20 protein-coding genes are annotated in these 23162 nt (G+C 67.5%); 5 read left to right on the top strand and 15 right to left on the bottom strand.

What is annotated here, in order from left to right:
* Window positions 1-133: 133 nt before the first annotated feature.
* Together OHA70_RS19510 and OHA70_RS19505 are read right to left on the bottom strand one after the other, a co-directional pair.
* Window positions 134-1033, bottom strand: a complete 900-nt coding sequence (locus tag OHA70_RS19510; protein ID WP_328334581.1) for a hypothetical protein — start codon at window positions 1031-1033, stop codon at window positions 134-136.
* On the bottom strand, window positions 1030-1674 hold the full coding sequence (locus OHA70_RS19505; RefSeq protein ID WP_328334579.1) for an RNA polymerase sigma factor: 645 nt from the start codon (window positions 1672-1674) through the stop codon (window positions 1030-1032). The genes OHA70_RS19510 and OHA70_RS19505 overlap by 4 nt, the downstream gene beginning before the upstream one ends.
* Window positions 1675-1825: 151 nt before the next feature.
* On the opposite strand from OHA70_RS19505, the gene OHA70_RS19500 reads away from it, so the two are divergent.
* Complete coding sequence (locus tag OHA70_RS19500; RefSeq protein ID WP_328334577.1) at window positions 1826-2974, top strand: acyltransferase family protein; 1149 nt, start codon at window positions 1826-1828, stop codon at window positions 2972-2974.
* Here the strand turns inward: OHA70_RS19500 and OHA70_RS19495 are convergent.
* The 8 genes from OHA70_RS19495 to OHA70_RS19460 are packed head-to-tail and all read right to left on the bottom strand — an operon-like array spanning window position 2889 to window position 11088.
* Window positions 2889-3275: a hypothetical protein gene (locus OHA70_RS19495; RefSeq protein WP_328334575.1), complete on the bottom strand. Its 387-nt coding sequence runs from the start codon at window positions 3273-3275 to the stop codon at window positions 2889-2891. The two genes, OHA70_RS19500 and OHA70_RS19495, sit on opposite strands and share 86 nt — an antisense overlap.
* Before the next feature lie 48 nt (window positions 3276-3323).
* Window positions 3324-4313 carry an NAD-dependent epimerase/dehydratase family protein gene (locus OHA70_RS19490; RefSeq protein WP_328334573.1) on the bottom strand — a complete coding sequence of 330 codons (990 nt, stop codon included), beginning with the start codon at window positions 4311-4313 and terminating at the stop codon, window positions 3324-3326.
* A gap of 57 nt (window positions 4314-4370) precedes the next feature.
* Window positions 4371-4991 carry a DUF6891 domain-containing protein gene (locus tag OHA70_RS19485; RefSeq protein ID WP_328334571.1) on the bottom strand — a complete coding sequence of 207 codons (621 nt, stop codon included), beginning with the start codon at window positions 4989-4991 and terminating at the stop codon, window positions 4371-4373.
* A gap of 9 nt (window positions 4992-5000) precedes the next feature.
* Window positions 5001-5693 (bottom strand): sirohydrochlorin chelatase, encoded by a 693-nt coding sequence (locus OHA70_RS19480; protein ID WP_328334569.1) that lies wholly within the window; start codon window positions 5691-5693, stop codon window positions 5001-5003.
* A complete protein-coding gene (locus OHA70_RS19475) occupies window positions 5690-6814 on the bottom strand; it encodes a uroporphyrinogen-III synthase (RefSeq protein WP_328334567.1) in 1125 nt (374 codons plus the stop codon). The genes OHA70_RS19480 and OHA70_RS19475 overlap by 4 nt, the downstream gene beginning before the upstream one ends.
* On the bottom strand, window positions 6807-7139 hold the full coding sequence (nirD, locus tag OHA70_RS19470; protein WP_328334565.1) for a nitrite reductase small subunit NirD: 333 nt from the start codon (window positions 7137-7139) through the stop codon (window positions 6807-6809). Before nirD ends, OHA70_RS19475 begins: the two co-directional genes overlap by 8 nt.
* Window positions 7136-9706 (bottom strand): nitrite reductase large subunit NirB, encoded by a 2571-nt coding sequence (gene nirB / locus OHA70_RS19465; protein ID WP_442913895.1) that lies wholly within the window; start codon window positions 9704-9706, stop codon window positions 7136-7138. Before nirB ends, nirD begins: the two co-directional genes overlap by 4 nt.
* Complete coding sequence (locus OHA70_RS19460) at window positions 9706-11088, bottom strand: MFS transporter (RefSeq protein ID WP_328334560.1); 1383 nt, start codon at window positions 11086-11088, stop codon at window positions 9706-9708. The genes nirB and OHA70_RS19460 overlap by 1 nt, the downstream gene beginning before the upstream one ends.
* A 138-nt stretch (window positions 11089-11226) precedes the next feature.
* On the opposite strand from OHA70_RS19460, the gene OHA70_RS19455 reads away from it, so the two are divergent.
* The gene (locus OHA70_RS19455) at window positions 11227-13407 is read left to right on the top strand and encodes an MMPL family transporter (RefSeq protein WP_328334558.1); all 2181 of its coding nucleotides are present in this window, start codon (window positions 11227-11229) and stop codon (window positions 13405-13407) included.
* On the opposite strand, the gene OHA70_RS19450 is transcribed toward OHA70_RS19455, so the two are convergent.
* Window positions 13381-14283, bottom strand: a complete 903-nt coding sequence (locus OHA70_RS19450; RefSeq protein ID WP_328334556.1) for a GNAT family N-acetyltransferase — start codon at window positions 14281-14283, stop codon at window positions 13381-13383. The two genes, OHA70_RS19455 and OHA70_RS19450, sit on opposite strands and share 27 nt — an antisense overlap.
* A gap of 72 nt (window positions 14284-14355) precedes the next feature.
* On the opposite strand from OHA70_RS19450, the gene OHA70_RS19445 reads away from it, so the two are divergent.
* On the top strand, window positions 14356-14799 hold the full coding sequence (locus OHA70_RS19445) for a YdeI/OmpD-associated family protein (RefSeq protein ID WP_328334554.1): 444 nt from the start codon (window positions 14356-14358) through the stop codon (window positions 14797-14799).
* A gap of 114 nt (window positions 14800-14913) precedes the next feature.
* On the opposite strand, the gene OHA70_RS19440 is transcribed toward OHA70_RS19445, so the two are convergent.
* Complete coding sequence (locus OHA70_RS19440) at window positions 14914-15561, bottom strand: response regulator transcription factor (protein ID WP_328334552.1); 648 nt, start codon at window positions 15559-15561, stop codon at window positions 14914-14916.
* Window positions 15558-17519, bottom strand: a complete 1962-nt coding sequence (locus OHA70_RS19435) for a sensor histidine kinase (RefSeq protein WP_328334550.1) — start codon at window positions 17517-17519, stop codon at window positions 15558-15560. Before OHA70_RS19435 ends, OHA70_RS19440 begins: the two co-directional genes overlap by 4 nt.
* A 155-nt stretch (window positions 17520-17674) precedes the next feature.
* On the opposite strand from OHA70_RS19435, the gene OHA70_RS19430 reads away from it, so the two are divergent.
* Both OHA70_RS19430 and OHA70_RS19425 read left to right on the top strand, forming a co-directional pair.
* Window positions 17675-18388: a hypothetical protein gene (locus tag OHA70_RS19430; RefSeq protein WP_328334548.1), complete on the top strand. Its 714-nt coding sequence runs from the start codon at window positions 17675-17677 to the stop codon at window positions 18386-18388.
* A gap of 76 nt (window positions 18389-18464) precedes the next feature.
* Window positions 18465-19904: an Nramp family divalent metal transporter gene (locus OHA70_RS19425; protein ID WP_328334546.1), complete on the top strand. Its 1440-nt coding sequence runs from the start codon at window positions 18465-18467 to the stop codon at window positions 19902-19904.
* Here the strand turns inward: OHA70_RS19425 and OHA70_RS19420 are convergent.
* Both OHA70_RS19420 and OHA70_RS19415 read right to left on the bottom strand, forming a co-directional pair.
* Window positions 19888-22242, bottom strand: coding sequence for a helix-turn-helix domain-containing protein (locus OHA70_RS19420; RefSeq protein WP_328334544.1), 2355 nt, complete (start codon window positions 22240-22242; stop codon window positions 19888-19890). The genes OHA70_RS19425 and OHA70_RS19420 overlap by 17 nt on opposite strands.
* Window positions 22235-23161 carry an SMP-30/gluconolactonase/LRE family protein gene (locus OHA70_RS19415; protein ID WP_328334542.1) on the bottom strand — a complete coding sequence of 309 codons (927 nt, stop codon included), beginning with the start codon at window positions 23159-23161 and terminating at the stop codon, window positions 22235-22237. Before OHA70_RS19415 ends, OHA70_RS19420 begins: the two co-directional genes overlap by 8 nt.
* Between the last annotated feature and the right edge of the window lies 1 nt (window position 23162).

The raw sequence follows: 23162 nt of genomic DNA, 5'->3' as shown, positions 1-23162 counted from the left end.
CGTTCACAGACGGAAATCAATGATGCCAAACCGTAGGCGGGAGCTCCCCCCGAGCTATCCGAGTAGAGGCCCGCAGCCAGGCAGGCCTCTACGCGCTCCGCGGCAAGTAGGCATTCGCCCCGCGGCATCCCTCCTACTTCGGCCAGCGGTGCAGGCGGGCGCAGGTTGCCACGGTGGGGTTTTTGACCTGGCCCTCGACGGCGATCACGCGTTTACCCTCCGGGTCCGTGTAGCACCTGTTCTTGGGCTGCGGGGCGGAACTGTCGTAGAGCGGTTTGTTGCCGGGGCCGTACGCGCGGATCGTCTCGCCGAAGGATCCACGGTCGTCCGACTGGTCGCCGAAGAGCTTGTGCTGGCCGGGTGTCGGTGTGAACCAGTAGCCGCCGCGAAGGATCGCCTCGATCTGCGGACCGCCGGCCTTCTGCGAGGTCACCCGGGTGACGGTACGAAGTACCAGACCGGTGTTGTGCGAGGTCGCCGTGACCGGGGCGGACAGCAATGCTCCACCCGATGCAGAAGGGGTGCTCAGAGCATCGCTGATCTTCCCGGCAGTGTTGCGTCCACACAGCACCGTCCGGCTGATCGAGTGGCGCGCGTTTCCAGAAACAGCTGTAGTGATCAGCCAGGACTTGGTCTGAGCCGGATCGGACAACTCGGTGAACTCGAAGCCGTCGACCGCCCGGAAGTCCCGGTACTGGGTCTGCTGACCGACCGTCGCCTTCTTCACCGCGTTGATGCAGTCCTTCAGGAAGAGGCTCTGTTCAGCTCCGGAAAGGGTCCGGACAGCCGGCTTGTGGCCGGTCGCGCTCTCCGCCGTCCCACTGGCCGGAGGCTGATGACGAAGAGCCGGTACTCCGAACGCGAGGCCGCCGACCACTGCCAGCACTGCCGCGACCGCCAGCAGCGGGGTCGCGGTACTGCGTCGGTGGTACTCGCTGGTCGTTTCGATCGCCGCGAGCAACTGCGAACGGCGCTCCTCGTGGTGTCCCACAGGCATGTCGCGCTCGGCGCGACGGGTGAGCAGGTCCTTCATGACAGGTTCTCCAGAGAATCGTCCAAGCCGGGGATGAAGGTGTCGGCGGCGGTGAGACCGCGAAGGTGGTGACGGGCCCGGGACAGCCGGGACTTCACCGTGCCGATCGGGATATCGAGCGCGACGGCAGCGGCCTGCAGATCGAGGCCGGCCCAGAAACACAGTTCGACGATCTCGCGTTCGTGCCGGGGCAGCTTGCGCAGCAACCGGCGCATTCTCCTGGCCTCACGTTCGTCGTCGACCCGCGAGGCAACCCCGTCGGCGAGATCCGGCTCGTCCGGGGGCGAGGAATGCTTCAGCACGGTGGCCAGCCGGAAGTACTGTCTGCGCTGCTCGTTGCGGAACACGTAATCCGCCGTACGGAACAGCCACGGCAGCGCCGTCTCGTGCACGAGAACAACCTCTTCCCGGCGGCGCCAGGCCTCCAGAAAGACCGTCGAGGTGAGATCCTCGGCGTCGCTCCAGGAGGCCGTCCGGCGGAAGAGGAAGTTGTAGACCGCCTTCGCATGCCGGTCGAACAACCGGGCGAACGCCTCCGTCTCTCCCTCGCTCGACCGGCGCCACAGCTCGCGGTCGCTCATCCCCGCCAGCGGAGCGGCCAGCGGATCGGTCTCCCGATGACCCGGCGATGAACTTGTCATCAGCCTCATTCATCCTCCCGAAAACACCTCTCGATTGTGCCCCGCGAAGGGGCTCGCACCCCTCTTATGTCGTGACCGCGGCATCGGGATCCCACTCAGGCGAGCACGACATAAGGAGCATGACCACAGCCGATCCTTGAAGGGCCTACCCGTGCCGAGAATCGAGTCATTGACCGGCCTGCGCTGGTGGGCGGCGTTCTTCGTGTTCAGCCACCACATGACGAATCTCGCGCCGTTGCCGATCGCCCCATTGCTCAGGTACGGCACCTCCGGCGTGACCTTCTTCTTCGTACTGTCAGGCTTCGTCCTGACCTGGTCCGCCCAGCCCGGCACCTTGGCGCGGACGTTCTACCGACGCCGGTTCGCCCGCATCTGGCCGGCCCATGCACTCACCCTGATGGCCGCGGTTCTCGTCTTCTACCGAATCCACCCGGATCCGGCGATGCACTGGATCAAGCCGCTGGACCTCGGCGTCTTGCTGCTGGCGCTGTGCTTGCTGCAAGGCTGGTCCTACGACCCGACCATTCTGTACGCCGGTAATCCGGTGTCCTGGACGCTCTCGGTGGAGGCGTTCTTCTACTTCTACGCACCGTACGTCCAGCGCGCCACCGCACGGTTGAAGGCGACTGGCGGGCTGGTGCTTTGCGTGGTCGCCATCGGTCTGGGCTGCGCGTACCACCTGTCCCGCTTCCACTGGCGCGACACCGTGCCGATCCTGCCGCAGCCCGTGATCCAGTCGGTCGCGTTCCTGTTCGGCATCGGATCGGCCATCGCACTGCGATCCGGCCTGCGCCCGCGGATCCCGTTCTGGGCGACCCTGATCCTCTTCGCGTCGGGAATCTGCACGCTCCTCTACGCGAGCCGGCACGCCGCGACGTTCCCGCTCGCCACCACGATGGGAATCCTCCAGTTCGAGATCCTGACCGTGCTGTACGGCCTGATGATCGTCGCCGTCGCCTCCCGTGACCTGCGGGACCGACCATCGCTACTCCGCAGCAAGCCCCTTGTCACCCTGGGCCAGTGGTCGTTCTGCTTCTACCTCGTGCACTCCCCCATCCTCTACACAATTCTGGAGCTCCACGGCAAAGCCGCCCCGGGCTGGTCGAATCTGGGCTGGTACACCGTCGTACTGACCCTCTCACTCATCACTTCCTGGCTGCTCCACCAATTCGTCGAACGTCCGCTGGAACGGCGCCTCAGAGCACCCCGCCCCGTCACCCACCGGCGGTCGAGACCGTCCCCGCCGAGATGGCGATCGCGTCGGTGGCGTAGCGCTTCATCAGGTTCTCGCGATCGCTGACGCTGCCATCGGTCGTCATCACGGAGATACCCGACCCATCGGGCATCGGGCCGACGCTGCCGATCACGATGCCTCGCCTGGCCCAGTACGGGATGTCGGCCGTCACCCGCGCACTCAACGCCTCCATCTCCACCAGAGTCATGCGGCCGGGCGTCCCGTAGTACCCCGGATCAATCTGGGTTGGCTCGATTGGCGAGCCATACAGAATTCCCGGCGGCGCCTCACCGGCCGTTTCGGCGCCGCAGCCGGCAAGTAGCCCAGCGGCAACCACAGCCAGCACACCCCAACGGACTCCAACCATCACCATCACCTCATCCAGAGGACGCGGCCACCGTCTTTCGCGTTGCAGTTAGCGGTGGGGGGTGGAGGTGGTTAGGGAGGTGATGGTGTCGGCTATGGATTGGGGGAAGGGGATGGGGGTCAGGGAGAAGTCGGTGTGGGCGGGGGTGGTGTTGAAGTGGGTGTTGCGGCGGACTATTTCTACGCCTTCGCGGTCAGCGGGGTAGTGCCACTTGGAAGGCAGCAAGCGTTGGACGGCGTCGATGGCTCGGGTTGAGGGGCCCATCAGCGCGCCTGGGAGGTCGACGTGGGGGTGGCGGCGGCCGGTGGCTTCGGTGACGGCGCCGTAGAGCTTGTTGCCGTCCATGTGGTGGCCCGGTACTACGTAGCGGCGCGGACCACGGCCCGGCGCAGTTGCGGCGGTGATGAGTTTGGCGACGTCGCGTACGTCGTTGACGTGCATTCCGCCCTTGATCCACAGCGGGAAGCGGTTTCGGAGGATCCAGTGGAAGCGTTCGGTCTGGTCTCCGTAGTACGGGTCGTTCGGGCCGTAGACGCCACCGGGGTAGATCGTGACGACGGGGGCGCCGGCGTCCTGGAAGCGTCGGGCGATGATCTCCGAGGCGATCTTCGATTGGGCGTAGGGCAGGTTGATGTCGCCCAGCGGCAGTTCGGGGCCGGAGCCTCCGTACCGGGTGAGCGCGACCGTCGTGGAGACGTGCACGATCGGGTCGAGGCCTGCCGCTACCGCTTGGCCCAGTACGAGTTCGGTGGCGCGGACGTTGGTGCGCAGGATGTCCGCGGCGCGGCGTGGGTCCAGTGAGTAGATGGCCGCTGCGTGTACGACCGCGTCGCAGCCCTGGATCGCAGCGGTGACGACGGCCTCGTCGAGGACGTCACCCACGACGATGTCCGAGACCTCTGTGCCGAACGGCGCCAACGAGGCGGCTACTTGCTCGGGTCGGCGGACGAGTAGCCGCAGGTCGTGACCGGCCGCAGCCAGTTCCGCTACCGCATGGCTACCGACAAAGCCTGTCCCGCCGGTCACCAGAATCTTCATGCAGCCGATCATGCTCTCCGGACTGCGGACTTACGACACCTCAGCGCCTCATAAACGCTAGGCGGGCAGCCGGCGTTGCCAGGTGAGCGGGCCGATGGAGATGCGTTGGGTGGAGGAGCCGTTCCAGGTGACGGGGAGGTGCTGGGCTTGGAGGGCGTCGGCTATTCGGCGGCCGATCTCGGTGTCCTGGTCGGCCACCTGGCCGGGGATCGGATCGAGAGTGCCGTAGGCGAGGAAGAGGTGGGCGGGGGTGTCGGCCAGGCGTTCAGCGTCTTGCTGGTGGAAGAAGACGTAGCCGGTCGACGGGCGGTCGGTGGGGCGTTCGTCGTCGATCTCGGCGACTCCGCAGGTCTGGCAGCAGGTGAAGTTCATCCGGGCTACCACGCCGGCGGCGTCCAGGTCGGCGAACGCGGCGGCGACCTTGTCGGCGTCAGTCGGCGCAGTCCAGGTCTGCTGTTCGGCGAGACGGTTCTGCCAAACGTCGTCTACCAAAAGCTCTAGCTGCTGGTCCGATACCGGCATCTCGTCGTCGTCGCGGAATTCCTGGGCCATCGCCAGCACGTCGGTACGGGTGTTGAAGCCGGGCAGGACCCAGAGCAGGACCTGGTCGCGCAGCTCCTCCAGGACTACCGGGTCGGGCTCGGGCGTACGGCGGCTGAGTTTGTCGAAGATCCCCACGCCGGAAGATTAGACGGCAACCGCCGACATTTTCCTGGCAGCGTCATAACGATGCAGGGCCAGCGCCGCGATCCGCGGGTCGGCCCCGAGTGGGGCGCTCACGGGGAGGTCCCCGGCAAGGCGTCGGACCCGGTCGGCGAAGAACCCTGGGGCGAGTAAGTAGGTGGCGACGGCGACCCGGCCGGTACTACGAGCAAGAACCGATCCCAATCGCTCGCCGGCGCCGGACACGTACCCAACCTCGACCGGCCGATCGATCCGGTCAGCAAGCAACCCGGCCGTCGCCGAGCAGTCCAGCAGAGCCCGCCGATCCGACGACCCAGCCGCCGCCAGCACCACGCGATCCACCGACCCCAACTCCACACAATCCAGCAGCCGATCAACCAGTACGTCAGCCAGCACCGGATCCGGCCCTAACGCCGAAGCCGCCTGCACCTGGTACGGCCGCCGCCGAGCCTCACGCGCGATGTCAACCGCCGTGTGAAACCCACTGCTCAACAACAGCGGCACCACCACAGCCTGATTGCCATCAGCAACCACCCGGTCGACCAATCCCGGCAGTGCGGGCACATCGACATCAACAAACCCAAGCGACACCGGCACCGAAGGCCGCAACCCAGCCATCAACCGAACCAGCGCATGCACTTCGCGAATCCCCCGAGGATCCGCAGTCCCATGCGCGGCAGCCACCAGATCGATCATGTCGGTGCACCTACTGGCTCGACGGCGAGGCGGTAGCCGCGGCGGACAACCGTGCGGACCAACTCGGGGCGGCCTACTGCAGTGCGGAGTCTGTTGACGGTGACCTCGACGGCGTGGACGTCCTCAGCGCCGGGGAGGACAGCCAGCAAGTCGGGGCGGGAGACGACGTCGCCGCCGGCAGCAACCAGCGCTGCCAGGACCGCTCGGGGACCAGGACCGAGTGGTAGGACGACGCCGTCCAGGACTGCTGCACCGCCGCGGATCACCAGTTGTCCGAAGGCGGTTTCGATGGAGCGGGCGTTGTCGTCGGTGAGCCGGTCGGTGACGATCCGGATCAACGCCCCGAGCCGGTAGCGATCAGGAACCAACGGCTCCAACCCCAAAGCCACAAACGGTCCGGCCGTGATCGGCCCGACGCACGCATTCAAGACCCGGCCTGTACGCAGGGCCGCCACCAACCCGTCGTACTGACCGTTCAACGCAGCAGCGTCGAGCAAAGCCTGCGCGCCCGGCGCCGACGTGTGCACGACCGCGTCCACTCCACCGGCGCAGATCTGCCCGATCACCCGCTCGACCGCCAGCGGATCAGGCGCCGGCCCCCACCGATAGACCTCGAGCCCGCGCACCGACGCGCCAACAGCACGCAATGCATCCTGCAACGCCGGATCGGACAACCCATGCAGCTGTACGACGATCTTGCGGCCAACAACCCCTTGGTCGCGCAACCATTCGACCACCTCCGCCGTCGTCTCCGACCGCGCCGACCAATGCTCCACCAACCCCGCAGCCCGAATCGCCCCCCGCGCCTTCGGACCGCGGGCGAGCAGCCGGGACTGTTCCAAAGTACTCAGCAGATCAGCCGCCAGCCCGACAGTGTCGGCCGCCTCGACCCACCCGCGAAATCCGACCGCCGTCGTCACGACCACATCGTCCGGCGGATTCGCGATCACCCGCCGGGTCGCCTCGATCAGCGGCTGGTCGTCGGCGGCCGGAACGATCTGCAGCGTCGGCGCGTGCAGCACCTTCGCGCCCCGGCGTTCGAACGACGCGATCAGGTCGTCCGCCCGTCGGTGCGCGGTGACGGCGATCGTGCAGCCGCTCAGCGGACCAGGCCTAGTCACCGACGATCACCTCTCCGTCGACGACCCGGACCGGATACACCGGTAGCACCAGCGACGGATCGTCCAGACAGACCCCGGTCCGCAGGTCGTACACCTGCTTGAACATCGGCGACGCCACCGTCGGCACGTCCCCGCGACTCCCGACGATCCCGCGCGACATCACGTTCGCCCCGCTCACCGGATCCTGGTTGCCCAAGGCAAACAACTCCCCGGAGAAGACCCGGAACAGCGCGATCTGGCGAGAGCCGAGCAACGCGGCGACACCGCGTTCGGGCAGCAAGGCGTCGTACGGGCACACCACCACCGCCGTCGTCGAAAGGGTCATCGGCGTACCTCCAGTCGGGGGCCGGCGAGCAGGACCGGCTCCAGTTGCCCGCGTTCCGCCGGGGTCGCCGGCCGCGGTTGATTGCGTTCGACCACGTAGCGCAGGTCGGCATCCGGCTGGTCGGGCGCGTTCACGAACGACACGAACCGGGCCAGCTTCTCCGGGTCCTGCAGCGTCGCCTGCCACTCGTCGACGTACGAGTCGACGTGTGCGGCCATCGCCGCGTCGAGGTCGGCCGCGATGCCGAGGCTGTCGTTCAGCACGACGTCGCGGACGTGATCCAGGCCGCCTTCGATCTCGTTGATCCAGACGGCGGTCCGCTGCAGCCGGTCGCCGGTGCGGACGTAGTACATCAGGAACCGGTCGATTGCCTGCAGCAACTGTTCGTCGCTGAGATCCGAGGCCAGCAGCTGGGCATGGCGAGGAGTCATCCCACCGTTGCCACCGACGTACAGGTTCCAGCCGTTCTCGGTGGCGATCACGCCGACGTCCTTGCCACGCGCCTCGGCACACTCGCGCGCGCATCCGGACACACCGAGCTTGATCTTGTGCGGCGACCGCAGCCCGCGATAGCGCAGCTCCAGCGCGATCGCCATCCCGACAGAGTCCTGTACTCCGTACCGGCACCAAGTCGACCCGACACACGACTTAACCGTCCGCAACGCCTTCCCATAAGCGTGTCCGGACTCAAAACCCGCATCCACCAGCCGCTTCCAAATCGCCGGCAACTGCTCGATCCGCGCCCCGAACAGATCGACCCGCTGCCCGCCGGTGATCTTCGTATAGAGCCCGAAGTCGCGCGCCACCTCACCGATAGCGATCAGCCCCTCGGGCGTCACCTCGCCACCGGGAATCCGCGGTACGACGGAGTACGTCCCGTCCTTCTGAATGTTCGCCATCACGTGATCGTTGGTGTCCTGCAGCGTCGCCCGCTCACCGTCGAGCACGTGCCCGGCCGGGTCGAGGCTGGACAGGATCGACGCGACCACCGGCTTGCAGATGTCGCACCCGCGCCCGGTCCCGTGCCGCTCGACCAGCGAGCTGAAGGTCCGCAATCCCGTCACCCGGACGACGTCGAACAGCTCCGCCCGCGACATCGCAAAGTGCTCGCACAGCGCCTTGCTCACCTCAACCCCGGCCGCGGCTAGCTCGGCATTGAGCAGGTTCTTCACGATCGGCAGACAGGATCCGCAGCTCGTTCCGGCCCGAGTCTTGCCACACAGCGACTTCAGATCGCCGCAACCCTCTTCCCTCACGGCACACCGAATGGTGCCAGCGGCAACGTTGTTGCACGAGCACACCGGAGCGTCATCCGGCAGTTCCAACTGCGATGGCGCAGAGCCCTCCGGCAGCAGGTACGACGCCGGGTCGGCACCGAGTTGCCGCCCGACCATCGGCCGCAGCCCCGAGTACGCCGACGCGTCACCGACCAGGATGCCGCCGAGCAACGTACGAGCATCGTCGGAGAGTACGAGCTTCTTGTAGACGCCTGCGACCGGATCGGCGTACACGATGTCGAGCGCACCCTCGGTCGTCCCGAAGGCGTCCCCGAAGCTCGCGACATCGACTCCGAGCAGCTTGAGCTTGGTCGAAGTGTCAGCACCGGGGAAGGTCGCCGACCCACCCAGCAGCCGATCGGCGACGATCTCCGCCATCGCATACCCCGGCGCGATCAAACCCCAGACGCGGCTCTCGATACAGGCGACTTCACCAATCGCCCAAACCCCGTCAACGGACGCGTGACAACCCTCGTCGACGACCACGCCACCACGCTCACCGATCTCCAGCCCAGCAGCCCGCCCCAACTCGTCCCGAGCCCGTACGCCGGTCGCAAAAACAACTACATCGGCCGGCAAGTCCTTGCCATCAGCAACCGCCATGGCACGCGCGGCACCCTGCGAAGTCGTCTTCACCCGGGTCGTCTGAGTGGAAGTCAGCACCTCGATATCAAGCCCACGAATCAACCGAGCCAGCGCACTGCCGCCACCCTCGTCGACCTGCAGCGCCATCAACCGGGGCGCAAACTCAACCACTGTCGTCCCAGCACCCAAAGCCCGCAAGGCTCCAGCCGCCTCCAGGCCGAGCAGCCCGCCACCGACCACTACCCCGTTGACTTCCTTGCCCTCAGCCCGCAACCGCTCGACATACACCCGCAGCGCGGCAACATCGTCGATGGTCCGATACACGAAGCAACCGACGGCATCACTGTTCTTGATCGGCGGCACAAACGCGTACGAGCCGGTCGCCAGCACCAATTCGTCGTACTGGATGACCTCGTCGCGCGTGGTCCGCACCGTCCGAGCCGCCGTGTCAACAGCAGCGACCACGACCCCCTTGCGCAAAGACACAGCAGGGTCGTCCCACAGCGAAGGATCGCCGAGGGAGAGGTCGGCCGGGTCGCGGCCGGAGAAGTAGCTGGTCAGCGCGACCCGGTCGTACGGCATCCGCGGTTCTTCGGCGAGCACAGTGATCCGCCAGGCGGCGTCGTCGTCGCGTGACCGCAGCGCCTCCACCAGCCGGTGGGCGACCATGCCGCCCCCGACAACCACCAGATGCCGCTGAGCCATCACACACGCTCCTGGCTGAGCGGGCCACCGCGGCGCAGGTAGCAGAAGTACGTCACCAGCAGGCAGACGACATAGAAGCCACAGAAGGTGTAGAGCGCCGGCACCAGCGACCCGTAGTGCCCGGTCGACATCGCGAAGCCGCGCGGTACCAGGAACCCGCCGTACGCTCCGACCGCCGACGCGATCCCGATGCAGGCCGCCGCCTCGCGCCGCGCCCGGATCGGCTCAGGCTTGCCGTCCAGATCCCGCGTCGTCTGCCGGAACACCGCCGGGATCATCCGGTACGTCGAGCCGTTGCCCGCGCCACTTGCCACGAACAGCACCAGGAAGCTGAGCAGGAACCAGGTGAAGCTGCCCGCGTGCAGAGCGGCGATCGCCGACAGGATCCCGGCGCCCATCACCACGAACGCGCAGACCGTCACCCAGGCGCCACCGACGATGTCGGACAACTTGCCGCCGAACGGCCGTGAGACCGAGCCGACCAAGGCGCCCAGGAAGGCGATGTGCGCCACGGTGATCGACGGGAAGGTTGTCTTGATCAGCAGCGGGAAGGCCGCCCCGAAACCGATGAACGAGCCGAAGGTACCGATGTAGAGGAAGGAGATGACCCAGGTGTGCGGCCGCTTCGCCGCCGCGATCGAGGCCTTGAACGACGAGGTGGCCGCGGACAGGTTGTCCATCAGCCGCCAGGCCAGAATCGCGGCCAGCAGGATCAGCGGGATCCACATCAGCCCGGCCCGGTTGAGCGTCAGGCCGGCGCCGGCCACGATCACGATCGGTACGAACAGCTGGACCACCGCGACGCCGAGGTTGCCGCCGGCCGCGTTCAGGCCGAGCGCGAAGCCCTTGTCCCGCTCAGGGAAGAAGAAGGAGATGTTGGTCATGCTGCTGGCGAAGTTGCCGCCACCGGCGCCCGCCGTGGCGGCGACCAGCGCCATCAGCCAGAACGGCGTGTCCGGCCGGCTGACGAAGAAGGCCAGGCCGGAGGCCGGGATCAGCAGCAGCAGCGCGGACACGATCGTCCAGTTCCGCCCACCGAACTTCGGCACCGCGAACGTGTAGGGCAGCCGTAGGGTGGCGCCGACCAGGCTGGGCAGCGCGACCAGCCAGAACATCTGGTCGGTCGTATAGCCGAAACCGGCGGCCGGCAGCGAGACGACGACGATGCTCCACAGCTGCCAGACGGAGAAGCCGAGGAACTCGGCGAAGATCGACGGCCACAGATTCCGCCGGGCCACCCGGCGCCCCTTCGCCGCCCAGAATCCGCCGTCCTCGGGGTCCCAGACGTCGATCCACCGCCCACGACGCGGTGTCTCGACCGTACCCACAGCGCCGGTCCGGTCGCGAAGAGTAGCGACCTCCGGTCGTGCTTCGAGCGTCATCGTCCGTCTCCGATCATCTGACTCCACTGATTAGGCCAGGACGCTATGACCGGGGTGTTTCCGAGTGGTCATCTCGTTGTTACGCCGTCGAAACGGGTCCCGCACACCTCCCGGCTGGTGGTGAGAGATGTCGGTACTGTGCCTACGACAGAACGACTCATCGAGGGGGATCTGGTGGAGCGGGAGAAGAAGCGCTGGGCGTGGCGGGCGGGTGTGGCCGCCGTACTGATCGCCTGGCTGATCCTGGGATCGATCGGCGGCCCGACGGTCGGCAAGCTGAGTGAGGTCCAGGAGAACGACAACGCCAACTTCCTGCCCAAGCAGGCCGAGTCGACCCTGGTCAACAACGAGTCGGCCAAGTTCGTCGACTCCAAGGCGCTGCCGTACTTCGTCCTGATCGAGCGCGACAGCGGGATCACTCCCGCCGACGTCGCCAAGGCCAACGAGTTCCTCGCCAAGGTCCCGTCGCTCGACCTCGGCGACGGCAAGACGATCGGCCAGTACCTCGCCGCGCCGGCCAAGACGGTGATCCCGTCGGCGGACAAGAAGGCGCTGCTGATCACCCTCGAGCTGAACGGTGACCAGCTCGACGACGTGGTCAAACAGGGCGAGACCGCGCTCTTCGCGGTCGCCGACGAGATGCGCACCGAGATCAAGCAGTCGCTCACCCCGACCGGGCTACAGGTCTACGTGACCGGTCCGGGTGGTGTGTTCGCCGACTTCGTCACCGCCTTCGGTGGCATCGACGGGATCCTGCTCGGGGTCGCGCTGGTCGTCGTCTTCGTCATCCTGCTGATCGTGTACCGCAGTCCGGTACTGCCGATCGCGGTACTGCTGACCGCCGTCTTCGGCCTCGCGCTGGCCGCGTCGGTGGTCTACCCGCTCGCCAAGAACAACGTGATCGAACTCAACGGGCAGAGTCAGGGCATCCTGTTCATCCTCGTCGTCGGCGCCGCGACGGACTACTCGCTGCTGCTCGTCTCCCGGTACAAGGAAGAACTGCACGACTACGAGAGCAAGTACAAGGCGATGCGCGTCGCCTGGCGGGCCGCGATCGAGCCGATCGCCGCCAGCGGCGCGACCGTCATCCTCGGTCTGCTCTGCCTGCTGCTCTCCCAGCTCGGCAGCACCAAGGGCCTCGGCCCGGTCGGCGCCATCGGCATCGCCGGCGCGCTGATCTCCGCGATGACGTTCCTGCCCGCGGTCCTGCTCGCCTTCGGCCGCCGGATCTTCTGGCCGGCCATCCCCCGCCTCGACCACGTACACGCCAAGGACCAGGTCGGCGGCCGCAAGCTGTGGGGCCGCGTCTCCGGCCTGGTCGGCCGCAGCCCGCGCAAGGTCTGGGCCATCAGCGCACTCTTCCTGATCGCCTGCGGCCTCTTCCTGCCCACCTTCAAGGCCTCCGGTATCTCCCAGGAGGACCTGTTCCTGAACAAGGTCGAGTCCGTCACCGGCCAGGAAGAGCTCGCCAAGCACTTCGACGCCGGGGCCGGTACGCCGGTACAGATCCTGACCCCGGTCGACCAGTCGGACAAGGTCGTGCAAACAGCCATGAAGGTCGACGGCGTGGCCACCGCGACCGCCTCCGTCGCCCCGGGCGTCCCACCGAAGGTCGTCGACGGCAAGGTCCTGATCCAGGCAACCCTCAAGGTCGCCGCCGACTCCCCCGACGCGACCAAGGTCGTCAAGCACCTGCGGACCGAGCTGGACACAGTCAGCCCCGACATCCTGGTCGGCGGCAACACGGCGATCAACCTCGACGTGATGGACGCCAGCAACCGCGACCTGAAGGTGATCATCCCGACCATCCTCGCGGTCATCTTCGTCGTCCTGATGCTGCTGCTCCGCTCGGTCGTCGCGGCGGTCCTGCTGGTGATCTGCAACGTGCTCTCGTTCGGCGCGACGCTCGGGATCAGCGCGCTGGTCTTCAACCACGTCTTCGACTTCCCCGGCGCCGATGCCTCGATCCCGCTCTACGCCTTCGTCTTCCTGGTTGCCCTGGGCATCGACTACTCGATCTTCCTGATGACCAGGGTCCGCGAGGAGTCGATCGAGCAGGGCACCAGACCCGGCATCCTGACCGGCCTGGCCGTCACCGGCGGCGTCATCACGTCCGCCGGCGTGGTCCTGGCCGCGACCTTCTCGGCGCTGGGCGTGGTACCGATCCTCTTCCTGGCCCAGATCGCCTTCATGGTCGGCTTCGGCGTCCTGCTGGACACCACCATCGTCCGGTCCCTGCTCGTCCCCGCCCTCGCCTACGACATCGGGGCGAAGATCTGGTGGCCGAGCAAGCTAGCGAAGGAGTCCGGTCAGCGGTAGCGGGGCTCGCATGGTGAGGCTGACGATGCCGTAGCTGAAGCCGAGGTGTTCGTTGAGCCGGCGCATCGAGTCGTTGCCGCGTTGGGTCCAGGTGTAGATCTCGGTGATGCCGTGCTCGGCGGCCCAGGCCATGCTGGTCCGCTTGAGGGTCGAGGCAACGGACTTGCCGCGCCACTCCCGGAGTACGGCGGTGTACGCGACCTCCGCGCGCTCCGGGCGGTCGCTGTCGAGCATCAGGCCGGCCACGCCGATCACGTCGTCACCGGCGACCGCCACGAACATCGCGGCCGGGTCGTTGATCCACTCCTTGTCCCAGTCGTCCGCCGAAACCTTGATCGCGACCGGGTGGTCCATGTCCGGGAGGGTCGGCAGCGCGACCTGGTGATAGGCCTTCGCCCACAGCTCGGGACGCTCGGCGACGGAGACGATCTCGTACTCCGTCGGCGGCGCCGGCCGCGGCTCGTCGCCGATCCGCCGCACCTGTTCGACCTGCCGATTCGTCTCCACGAAGCCGAACCGCTCGGCGAACAGCCGGGACTCCTCGTCGTCGACGCTGGCCCCCGCCATGTCATAGCCCTGGGCAACAGCGTGGTCGGCGAGCACCCGGAGCAGGTCCGTCCCCACGCCGCGGCGGCGGAAGTCCGGGTGGACCCGCGGCATCAGCGCCGCCCGCTCCCCGTCGCCGGACCGATCCGCCAGCCCATTGCCGGCCACCTCGCCATCGACCTCCGCCAGCACCATCAGCCGCCCGGGTCGATCGAAGTCACGAAGCTCAGCCACCGTCGGGCAGCGCTCATACGGCAGTACCGCAATCCGGATCGCCCGCCAGGCCTCATAGTCGGCGTCGGTGATCGCCGTCCGAATCGTCGTAGTCATCCCCCCACCCTGCCCCAGCTCCCCCCAAAGAGCCCACGATTTTCGTCCCGCCTCCCCGTTACTGTGACCAGCATGGAGACCTTCGAGGCCGCAATCGAAGAGGCCAGCAGCGGCGGCGCCTACGTCGAGGTGCCGACTGAGGTAATCGCCGCCCTGGGTGGAGGCGGCCGAATCCCGGTCCTGGCAACCTTCGACGGTGTGCCGTATCGCGGCTCGGTCGCATCAATGGGCGGATGCATGGCCCTCGGCATCCTCAAGCAGATCCGGACGGAGCTGGCCAAGGGACCTGGCGACCGGGTGGTGGTGACGGTCGAGCGGGATACGGCTGAGCGGACTATCGAAGTACCGTCCGATCTGGCTGCGGCGCTGGAGGCCGCGGGCGTGAAGGAGGCGTTCGACGCAATGAGCTTCAGCCATCGCCGCGAACACGTACAGGCAGTCGAAGCCGCCAAAAGGCCAGAAACCCGCACCCGCCGAATCACCAAAGCCGTCGAGATGCTGACAGCCAAAACCTGACCCCAGCCCCCGCCCATCCGCCACAACGGAATCTGTGTCCGGCTAACCCAACACCGCCTGCCATCCCGGCACTGCCTTAACCACAGCGGCGGCCGGGACCGTCTGTTGTTCTTGTCAGGTGTCGCCGAGGCCGGCTGAGCGGGCTCGGATGATGGCTTCGGGGCGGGTGGCTACCTGGAGTTTGGCGAAGATGCTGGTGATGTGGTTGCCGACTGTGGCGGGGGCCAGGGAGAGGCGGTGGGCGATGGCCGCGTTGCCTAGGCCGGTGGCGATCAGGTCTAGGACTTCGCGCTCGCGGGGTGTGAGCTCGGGGAACGCGGGCTGGTCGGGGCGTGGGCCGGAGAGGTAGGCGAGGGCTCGGCGTGCGACTCCTGGGCCGAAGATCGCCTCGCCGGCGGCGACGGCGGCGATCGCGCGGATGACGTTGTCCGGCGCGGCACCTTTCAACACGTAGCCCCGGGCACCTGCTCGCATCGCGGCGAAGACCGACTCGTCGTCGTCGAACATCGTCAGCATCAGCACCGCAACCTCGGGCGCGACCTTCGCGATCTCCCGGGTCGCCTCGATCCCACCCAGGTCGGGCATCTGGATGTCCATCACCAGGACGTCGGGGCGCAACGTGACCGCCGATCGCACGGCCTCTGCACCCGTGGCCGCGGTACCGACCAATGAGAAGCCGGCATGGGCCGACAGCAACGCGCCCAGCCCTTCCCGGACGATGCCGTGGTCGTCCGCGACGACAATCCTCAGGTCAGCATTCATCGACGAGCCCCTTCCGCCAACGGCAGTACGACATCGACACTGCAACCGGTTCGGTCGTACCGGATCTCGCAGCGCCCACCCAGTTCGGTCGCACGCTCGCTCATCGAGGTGAGTCCGACTCCCGCCGTCCACTCTGGGCCAGCATTCATCCCGTTGTCGAGTACGCCGAGTCGCAACGCCTCCGTATCGACACTCAGCCGTACCGCCGCCGTCGTCGCCGTCGAATGCCGGATGACGTTGGTGAGCGCCTCGGTCGCGATCCGATAAGCGGCCACCTCCACCGCAGCGGGCAACTCCGCCAACGCCGCCGGAGCATCGACGGTCACCGTCAGTGCGCCGCCATCACCACGACGAGACGCCATCGCGGCGTACTCCCGCAGCGCCCCCAGCAACCCGAGCCCATCCAGCGCTGGCGGCCGAAGCTCATAAACCAACCGGCGAATCTCCTCGACCGCGCCGATCGCCTGGTCCCGCAACTCCGCGAGCAACGCCGACGACCGCTCCGGCTCAGCCTCGATCAACCGCCGGGCCGCGTCCGCATTCAGCACCACTGCGGTCAGTACCGGCCCCAGTCCGTCATGCAGATCCCGCCGGATCCGCCGCCGCTCCTCCTCGCGCCCGCTGATGATCCGCTCCCGGGAATCCCGCAGCTGATCAGCCAGCCCCTTCGCCTGTACCGCGACCGCCAACGGTGCCGCGAGCAATGACAGCACCTGCTCGTCAGCCGCATTCACCCGCAACTCCCCTGAACGCAGCCCCACGACAAGCTCGCCCAGCCGGTCTGTACCTGACCGCAACTCGATCGCGTGCCGGGCGGCCGGCAGTTCGCCGTACGCCGAAATCTCCTTGCCCTCGACAACGATCGTGGCGGCCGGGAAGCGCATCACCCGGCAGAGCGCGGCCAGTACTCCGGTCAGCCCCGACCCCATCTGCGCCCCGACTTCCGCCATCGCCCGGATCGGATCCCGCCGCGCACCGTAGAACGCCCGATGAATCAACCGCTGAAGCCAGACCCGGGCCGGGTTGAACGCCAGCGCGATCACCAGCGTCGCGAGCACCGACGCGTTGCGATCGAGCAACGCGATCAGCCCGAAGTAGGCGGCAACAACCCCACCGACCAGGATCAGGTAGAGCAAGGACCGCGAGACCACCAGCCGGATGTCGAGCAGCTGGTACCGCAGGACGGCGATCGCGACCGCCACTGGGATCAGCAGCAACGGCAACACGCCGAGCACCAGCGACTCCGACGACACCAGGTTCTCCAACCCGAAGCAGGCCACGATGACCAGCAGGGCGAGCAACAACCACAACACCTGGCGACGCACCTGATCCGACCCGCGCCGATACCGCAGTACAAGCGCCACCAGCGCCGCGACGAGGCTGACCAACAACCCGGCGCTGCTGATCGCACCGATGACATCAACCGCGGCAAAGCCGGTCCAGTGCGGATACCCCGGAATGCCGATCTCGGCGGACAGCCCACCGTTACGATCCAGTACGCCGGTAGCCGTCCACAACACCGCATTGACCACCAGCCCGACGACCAGCCAGCGCCAACGACGCGAGAGCAGCTTTCCATCCGGGAACAGCACCAGCGTGAGTGGAATGAACAGAGCCAGCGCCGGAGCCCAACCGCCGTTGATCACCGTCGCAAAGAGCCGCCAGCCGACGGTCGGTGCACCCAGCCACGCAAGGAGCGAAAGACCGGTCGCGGTCGAGGCGTAGCAACAACCGCCGACCATCAACGACCAGCCGATCGCATTCCCGGGCCGGTAGTGCGCGATCGGCCAGCCGGCGAGGGCCAGCGACAGACCGATGACCGCGTTGGAGACCACGAACAGGTTGGTCAACTGGGTCCAGGTCAGGTCCGAGGCCGTTGCCGCCACAACCGTGACGACGGCTTCGAGCAGCGCGACGGCGAGCAGCACCCAGGCCGCAGTACGCCGTCTCTCGCTCATCTGCTCATCATCAGGCCGCTAACCCCCGATCGAGTAGGGGCCCGCCCCCAGATCACCCAGGAACCTTTCTCGCCTGTACTCCGCGCCGCGCACCTGCTGACCAGGGGCGATCGCGGCCGACGCTGAAGCCATCACTTCAGCCTGAGGAGCACGTCATGTCAGAAACCCAACTCACCACCCCCGCAAGCAAGAAGGCCGTCCGCGGCCCACGCGACGTCCGCGGCTTCTGGCGGGTGTTGCTCGCCGTCGTCGCACCGTTGCCGATGCTGTTCATGGGGATCTACTACCTGATCAGCCCGGTCGACGGCGACGCTCCGTTCAGCGAGACCATCGCGGCCACCGCGGCCGACCCCGGCCGGTTCGAGCTGATGCAGTGGCTTCAGGTGCCGTTCTTCCTGCTGATCCCGGCGATGTTCGCGGCCGCCTGGGTTTCCCGGCGTACGGCGCCGCGGCTGGCGACAGCGGGCGGGCTGCTCGCGGTCGGTGGGATGAGCGCCGGATTCTTCCTGCTCGACGGGGTCGTGACACCGACGTACCTGGTCGTCCACGACGGGCTGGACGCGTCGGCGGTGGAGAAGATCGGGGATGCCCTCGAGAAGCAGCCGACCGTACAGATCGGCGGTCTGCTCTTCATCCTCGCGGTCACCTTCGGACTGTTGCTGCTCGGAATCGCCTTGTGGCGCAGCAAGGTGGCACCGGCCTGGATGGGCATCGCTCTCGCCTTCGGCGGCTTCACCCACCCGTTCATGCCGGGTCACCTGGCCGCCGGCGCCGGGCTGGTCGTCGCCGCCATCGGGTTCGCCGGAGCGTCGTACGCCCTGCTCCGGTCCTCGAACGACAACTTCGACCTACCGCCGGTGAAGAGGTAGGCGGTGTCGGGTCGCCTATGGCGCGGGACTTGGTTAGGGTCGCGAGTCTGGGGGGTCGAGGAAGGTGAGGAGCCCGATGGCAGACACCAAGTCCGTAGACCACAACAGATTCAACCTGCCGACCAAGAACCTGCCCGCGCCGCAGGTCCGTGACCTGCCCGAGCCGCCGAACCAGACCTGGCGGATCGTCGGGCCCGGGATGGTCGGGGCCGGAGTCGGGCTCGCCTCCGGTGAGTTCATCCTCTGGCCCTACATCTCGTCGCAGGTCGGGCTGGTGTTCCTCTGGGGCGCCGTCGTCGGCGTCGCGATCCAGTGGTTCCTGAACATGGAGATCGAGCGGTACACGCTGGCAACTGGTGAGACAGCGTTGACCGGCTTCAACCGGTACGGCAAGCACTGGGGCCTGTTCTTCGCCCTGATGACGTACTTCGCGAACCTCTGGCCGGGCTGGGCGACCAGCTCCGCGTCGATGCTCACCTATCTGTTCGGCGCCGGCGATCCACGCTGGATCGCGATCGGCATCCTGGTCGTGATCGGCCTGATCCTCACACTGGCGCCGGTCGTCTACGTGATGCTCGAGCGGCTGATCTTCGTCAAGCTGGCGGCCGTCGCGCTGCTCGTAATACTGGCCCTGATCTTCGCGATCCGGGCCAAGACCTACAACGCGCTCGGCGACGCGGTGACCCACCCGGAGTTCCCGGTCAACACGCTGGGCTTCGCGTTGATGATGGGCGCGATCGCGTACGCCGGAGCCGGTGGCGGGCAGAACCTGTGCCAGAGCAACTGGATCAGGGACAAAGGCTTCGGGATGGGCGTCCACGTCCCGCGGCTGACCTCACCGGTCACGGGCGAGAAGGAGGCCGATCCGAACGCCAACGGCTACACCTTCCCGCCGGACGCCGAGAACCTGGCCCGCTGGCGCCGCTGGTGGAAGTTCACCAACCTCGAGCAGGCGCTGACGTTCGTGCTGATCACCGTGCTGACGATCGTCTTCACCTCGATGCTCGCGCACGCCACCTTGTTCGGGAACCCGGCGGTGCAGAACAAGATCAGCTTCCTGAAGATCGAGGGCGTCACCCTGCAGTCCCTGGTCGGCGGCTGGTTCGGCTACCTGTTCTGGGCGATCGGCGCGTTCTCCCTGTTCGCCGCCGCGGCCGGCATCGTCGACTACACCTCCCGGCTCGCCTCGGACATGATCAAGGCCCGGTACCTCCGGACGTCCCCCATCACCGAGTCCAAGCTGTACTTCTGGCTGGTCTGGGGATTGGTTGCCTTCGGCATCATCGTCCTGCTGGCCGGCCTCGACCAGCCGCTCGTCCTGCTGGTCATCTCGGCCTGCACCGCCGGCACGATGATGTTCGTCTACTCCGGCCTGCTCTGGTGGATGAACTCCCGCGCGCTGCCCCGGGCCATCCGGATCAGCCGGTTGCGCACCGCAGTACTGGCCTTCTCCTTCCTGGCCTTCGGCTTCCTGGCTGTCTTCACGATCATCGACCAACTCAAGAAGAACTTCTGACCTCCGCCAGCAGAAGACGAAGGTCATCGGCCTGTGGCGCTCCGTGCCGGACGAGCAGTTCGAGCGCGGAGCCCCACTGCTGGCTGGCCTCGTCCGGGCGGCCGGCCGCTTGCATCACCCGCCCGAGATGCTCGCGGACCCGGGCCTCGGACTGCCAGGTTCCGCGCAGGACGTCGAGGGCTGCGGTCAGGTGCCTCTCTGCGACCTCGAGGTGGCCACGCGCGAACTCGGTCCGGCCGAGATCCTCGTCCGCCTCGGCCGCGGCGAACTCGTCGCCGGCCGCGATCGCGCGTCTGCGGGCTTCGTCGAGATAGGCCAGCGCGTCGTCGAACCGGCCGCTCTCCCGGTACGACGAGCCGACGGCGCTCAGGATCCAGCGTTGGGCGTTGGCGTTGCCGAACCGGCGTACCAGTTCGACGGCCCGCCGGAACTCGTCGTCCTGCACCTCGGTCCGCGCCTGCCTGCCGGCGACGATCCCGAGGATCAGCCGTCCGTCCGCCTCAATGATCTCGATGCCATGGCGGATCGCCCCCTCCGTGCCCGCGGCGGCCACGGCGCTCGCCTCGTCGTAGCGGCCGAGCTCGGCCAGGTACTCGCCGAGGAAGACCTGGCCCTCGAAGTACTTGTCCTCGTAGGGGAGGTTCTTCAGGGCCGCGAGCGAGGTCGTCATGTGCTCGACGGCGGCCTGGTAGCGGCCTGCGGCGCCGCACTGCTGGGCGAGCTCGTACGGAACGATGGCCGCAGCGAAAGGGTCACCCGCGGACCGGTCCGCAGCGATCGTTCCCAGGGCCACCCCGTCGGAGTACCGGCGGCGAGCATGGAGGTAGGGCAGCAGGCCGATCACGATCCGGGCCACCAGCTCCCGTTCGGCGGGCGTCGCGTCCGAGGCCCGATGGAGCGCGGCGATGATCTCCTCGATCTCCTCGTCAAGCCACCCGAAGAGCTCCTCGAGCGTGAGCGACTCCGCGTCCGCGGTCCAGCCGCCTTTGCTCCAGTCCTCGGTCAGCGGCTCGGTGAAGGTGAGCGTGCGACTTCGCCAGGCCATTGCGAGGTACCGGCGGAGGACCCGCAGCCGGGCGGCCTCGCGGGCCGGCTCGTCGGTCAACGCGGCGGTGGTCTCCTGGACGAAGCTTCTGATCAGGTCGTGCATCCGGTACCGCCCGGGCACCACGGAGTCCAGCAGGTGCAGATCGACCAGGCGTTCCAGCCGGTCCTCCGCCTCGACGAGCGGCAGGTCGAGCAGGGCGGCCGCGACCCGGATATCGAGTTCGTCGCCCTCGTGGAGACCGAGCAACTTGAAAGCGGTCACGGCGTCGGCGTCGCGGTCGGTCGCCGCGGCCAGTGCCGCCTCGATGCTCGCCCGGAGGTCGAGATCCGCGCTTGAGAACTCGTCGAGGTGGCCGCGGCTGCTCTCAAGGCGCTGGGCCAGGTCGGCGACGGTCCAGGACGGTTCGTCCGCGAGGCGGGCGGCGGCGATCCGCAAGGCGAGTGGGAGGCCTCCGCAGAGGCGGACGATCGACAGTGCGTTGGCCGGATCCGCGGCGATGCGGTCGCCACCGACGACCATCGAAAGCATCTGCACTGCGTCCCGATCCGGTAGTACGTCCAATCCCACCCGGGCGACTCCGGGGAGCGCGGCCAAGGTCCGGCGGCTGGTGATCAGCACTGCGCAGGTCGATGCCCCCGGCAACAATGGCGCCACCTGCGCCGCGCTTGCCGCGTTGTCGAGAAGGACCAGGACGCGCAGGCCGGCCACTGCCGACCGGTAGCGGGAGGCGGCCTCGTCGACATCGTGCGGATCATCCGGCGCCGGTACGCCGAGACTCTCCATCAGCCGGCCGAGAGCCTCTTCGACGGTCATCGGCAGCCCCGGCCCGAACCCCCGGAGGTTCAGGTACAGCTGGCCGTCCGGGTACCGATCCGCCAACCGATGAGCGACGTGTACTGCCAAAGCGGTCTTGCCGATGCCGCCCATCCCGGCGATCGCGGACGTCAGCACGACACCCGGCCGCAGGTCCTGGGTGGCGAACACTTCCTCGAGCTCTGCGACCTGTTGCTCGCGTCCGGAGAAGTCCTGCAGATCGTCGGGCAGTTGGTGCAGGTCCGTGACGCGCGGTCTCGTCTGCGTCCCGGCCGCGGCCAACTCGGCCCGCTGAGGCTCGGTCAGTTCAAGACCGTCAGCCAGGAGCATGACCGTGGCCGACCGTGGACGGCGACGGCGGCCGGTCTCCAGGGTCTTGACGGCCTCGACGCTGACGCCGGAGACCGCGGCGAGGCGTTCCTGCGACAACCCGGCCGCCTTGCGGAAGGCTCGTAGTACGCCGCCGAAGTCAGACACTCGGGTCGTACGGCTGGCGGCCGCCGTTCACTGTGGTGAAGAGGGAGTAGAGCGAGGTGGTGGCGGTGAGGAAGAGGCGGTTGCGTTTGGGGCCGCCGAAGCAGAGGTTGGAGACGGTCTCGGGGACGAGCAGCTTGCCGAGCAGCGTGGCGTCCGGGTGGTAGACGTGGACGCCGTCGGCGGCGGCGCCCCAGACGCGGCCTTCGCTGTCCAGGCGGATGCCGTCGAAGGCGCCGTTGCCGCACTCGGCGAACAGCTCGCCACCGCGCAGTTTGTCGCCCTCGACCGTGAAGACGCGGATGGTCGCTTCCTCGGTGTCGGTGACGTAGAGCAGGCTGCCGTCGTTCGAGAAGGCCAGGCCGTTCGGGCGGTTGAAGTCGTCAGCGACGACGGTCAGCGTGCCATCAGGGCTGAGGCGGTAGACATGACATCCACCAACTTCGATCGAGCCCTTGTGGCCTTCGTAGTCACTGTCGATCCCGTACGCCGGATCGGTGAACCAGACCGCGCCGTCCGGGCTCACCACGACGTCATTGGGGCTGTTCAGCCGACCACCGTTGTAGCCGTCGGCAAGCACCCGGACCGAGCCGTCGTGCTCGGTGCGCGTCACGCGCCGGTTGCCGTGCTCGCAGCTGACCAGCCGACCCTGCTCGTCGAGCGTGTGTCCGTTGCTGTTCCCGGCCGGCTCACGGAACACCGACACCTGGTACGACGTCTCGTCCCACCGCAGAATCCGGTCACTCGGGATATCGCTCCACAGCACGTACTTGCCCGCCGCCGAGTAGACCGGCCCTTCCAGCCAGCGCCCACCGGTCCACAGGCGCTCGAGATGCGAGTCTCCCCGGATCCCGGCGAAGCGATCATCCAGCTTCACCCACTCAGCGGGGACGGTACCGGCCAACGGCTCGAGCAGGGGCATT

It is taken from the genome of Kribbella sp. NBC_00382 (assembly GCF_036067295.1).
GTDB lineage: Bacteria > Actinomycetota > Actinomycetes > Propionibacteriales > Kribbellaceae > Kribbella.
Note: the sequence above shows the minus strand (reverse complement) of the source record. Positions and strands in the feature narration are given on the sequence as shown.

Bases quoted from the DNA above. Each gene is read 5' to 3' on its own strand.
- OHA70_RS19490 (WP_328334573.1), bottom strand. From the start codon at position 4,313: ATGAAGATTCTGGTGACCGGCGGGACAGGCTTTGTCGGTAGCCATGCG.
- OHA70_RS19480 (WP_328334569.1), bottom strand. From the start codon at position 5,693: ATGATCGATCTGGTGGCTGCCGCGCATGGGACTGCGGATCCTCGGGGG.
- OHA70_RS19435 (WP_328334550.1), bottom strand. From the start codon at position 17,519: ATGAGCGAGAGACGGCGTACTGCGGCCTGGGTGCTGCTCGCCGTCGCG.
- OHA70_RS19425 (WP_328334546.1), top strand. From the start codon at position 18,465: ATGGCAGACACCAAGTCCGTAGACCACAACAGATTCAACCTGCCGACC.
- OHA70_RS19510 (WP_328334581.1), bottom strand. From the start codon at position 1,033: ATGAAGGACCTGCTCACCCGTCGCGCCGAGCGCGACATGCCTGTGGGA.
- OHA70_RS19450 (WP_328334556.1), bottom strand. From the start codon at position 14,283: ATGACTACGACGATTCGGACGGCGATCACCGACGCCGACTATGAGGCC.
- OHA70_RS19495 (WP_328334575.1), bottom strand. From the start codon at position 3,275: ATGGTTGGAGTCCGTTGGGGTGTGCTGGCTGTGGTTGCCGCTGGGCTA.
- OHA70_RS19415 (WP_328334542.1), bottom strand. From the start codon at position 23,161: ATGCCCCTGCTCGAGCCGTTGGCCGGTACCGTCCCCGCTGAGTGGGTG.
- OHA70_RS19430 (WP_328334548.1), top strand. From the start codon at position 17,675: ATGTCAGAAACCCAACTCACCACCCCCGCAAGCAAGAAGGCCGTCCGC.
- OHA70_RS19460 (WP_328334560.1), bottom strand. From the start codon at position 11,088: ATGACGCTCGAAGCACGACCGGAGGTCGCTACTCTTCGCGACCGGACC.
- OHA70_RS19440 (WP_328334552.1), bottom strand. From the start codon at position 15,561: ATGAATGCTGACCTGAGGATTGTCGTCGCGGACGACCACGGCATCGTC.
- OHA70_RS19505 (WP_328334579.1), bottom strand. From the start codon at position 1,674: ATGACAAGTTCATCGCCGGGTCATCGGGAGACCGATCCGCTGGCCGCT.
- OHA70_RS19445 (WP_328334554.1), top strand. From the start codon at position 14,356: ATGGAGACCTTCGAGGCCGCAATCGAAGAGGCCAGCAGCGGCGGCGCC.
- nirB (WP_442913895.1), bottom strand. From the start codon at position 9,706: ATGGCTCAGCGGCATCTGGTGGTTGTCGGGGGCGGCATGGTCGCCCAC.
- nirD (WP_328334565.1), bottom strand. From the start codon at position 7,139: ATGACCCTTTCGACGACGGCGGTGGTGGTGTGCCCGTACGACGCCTTG.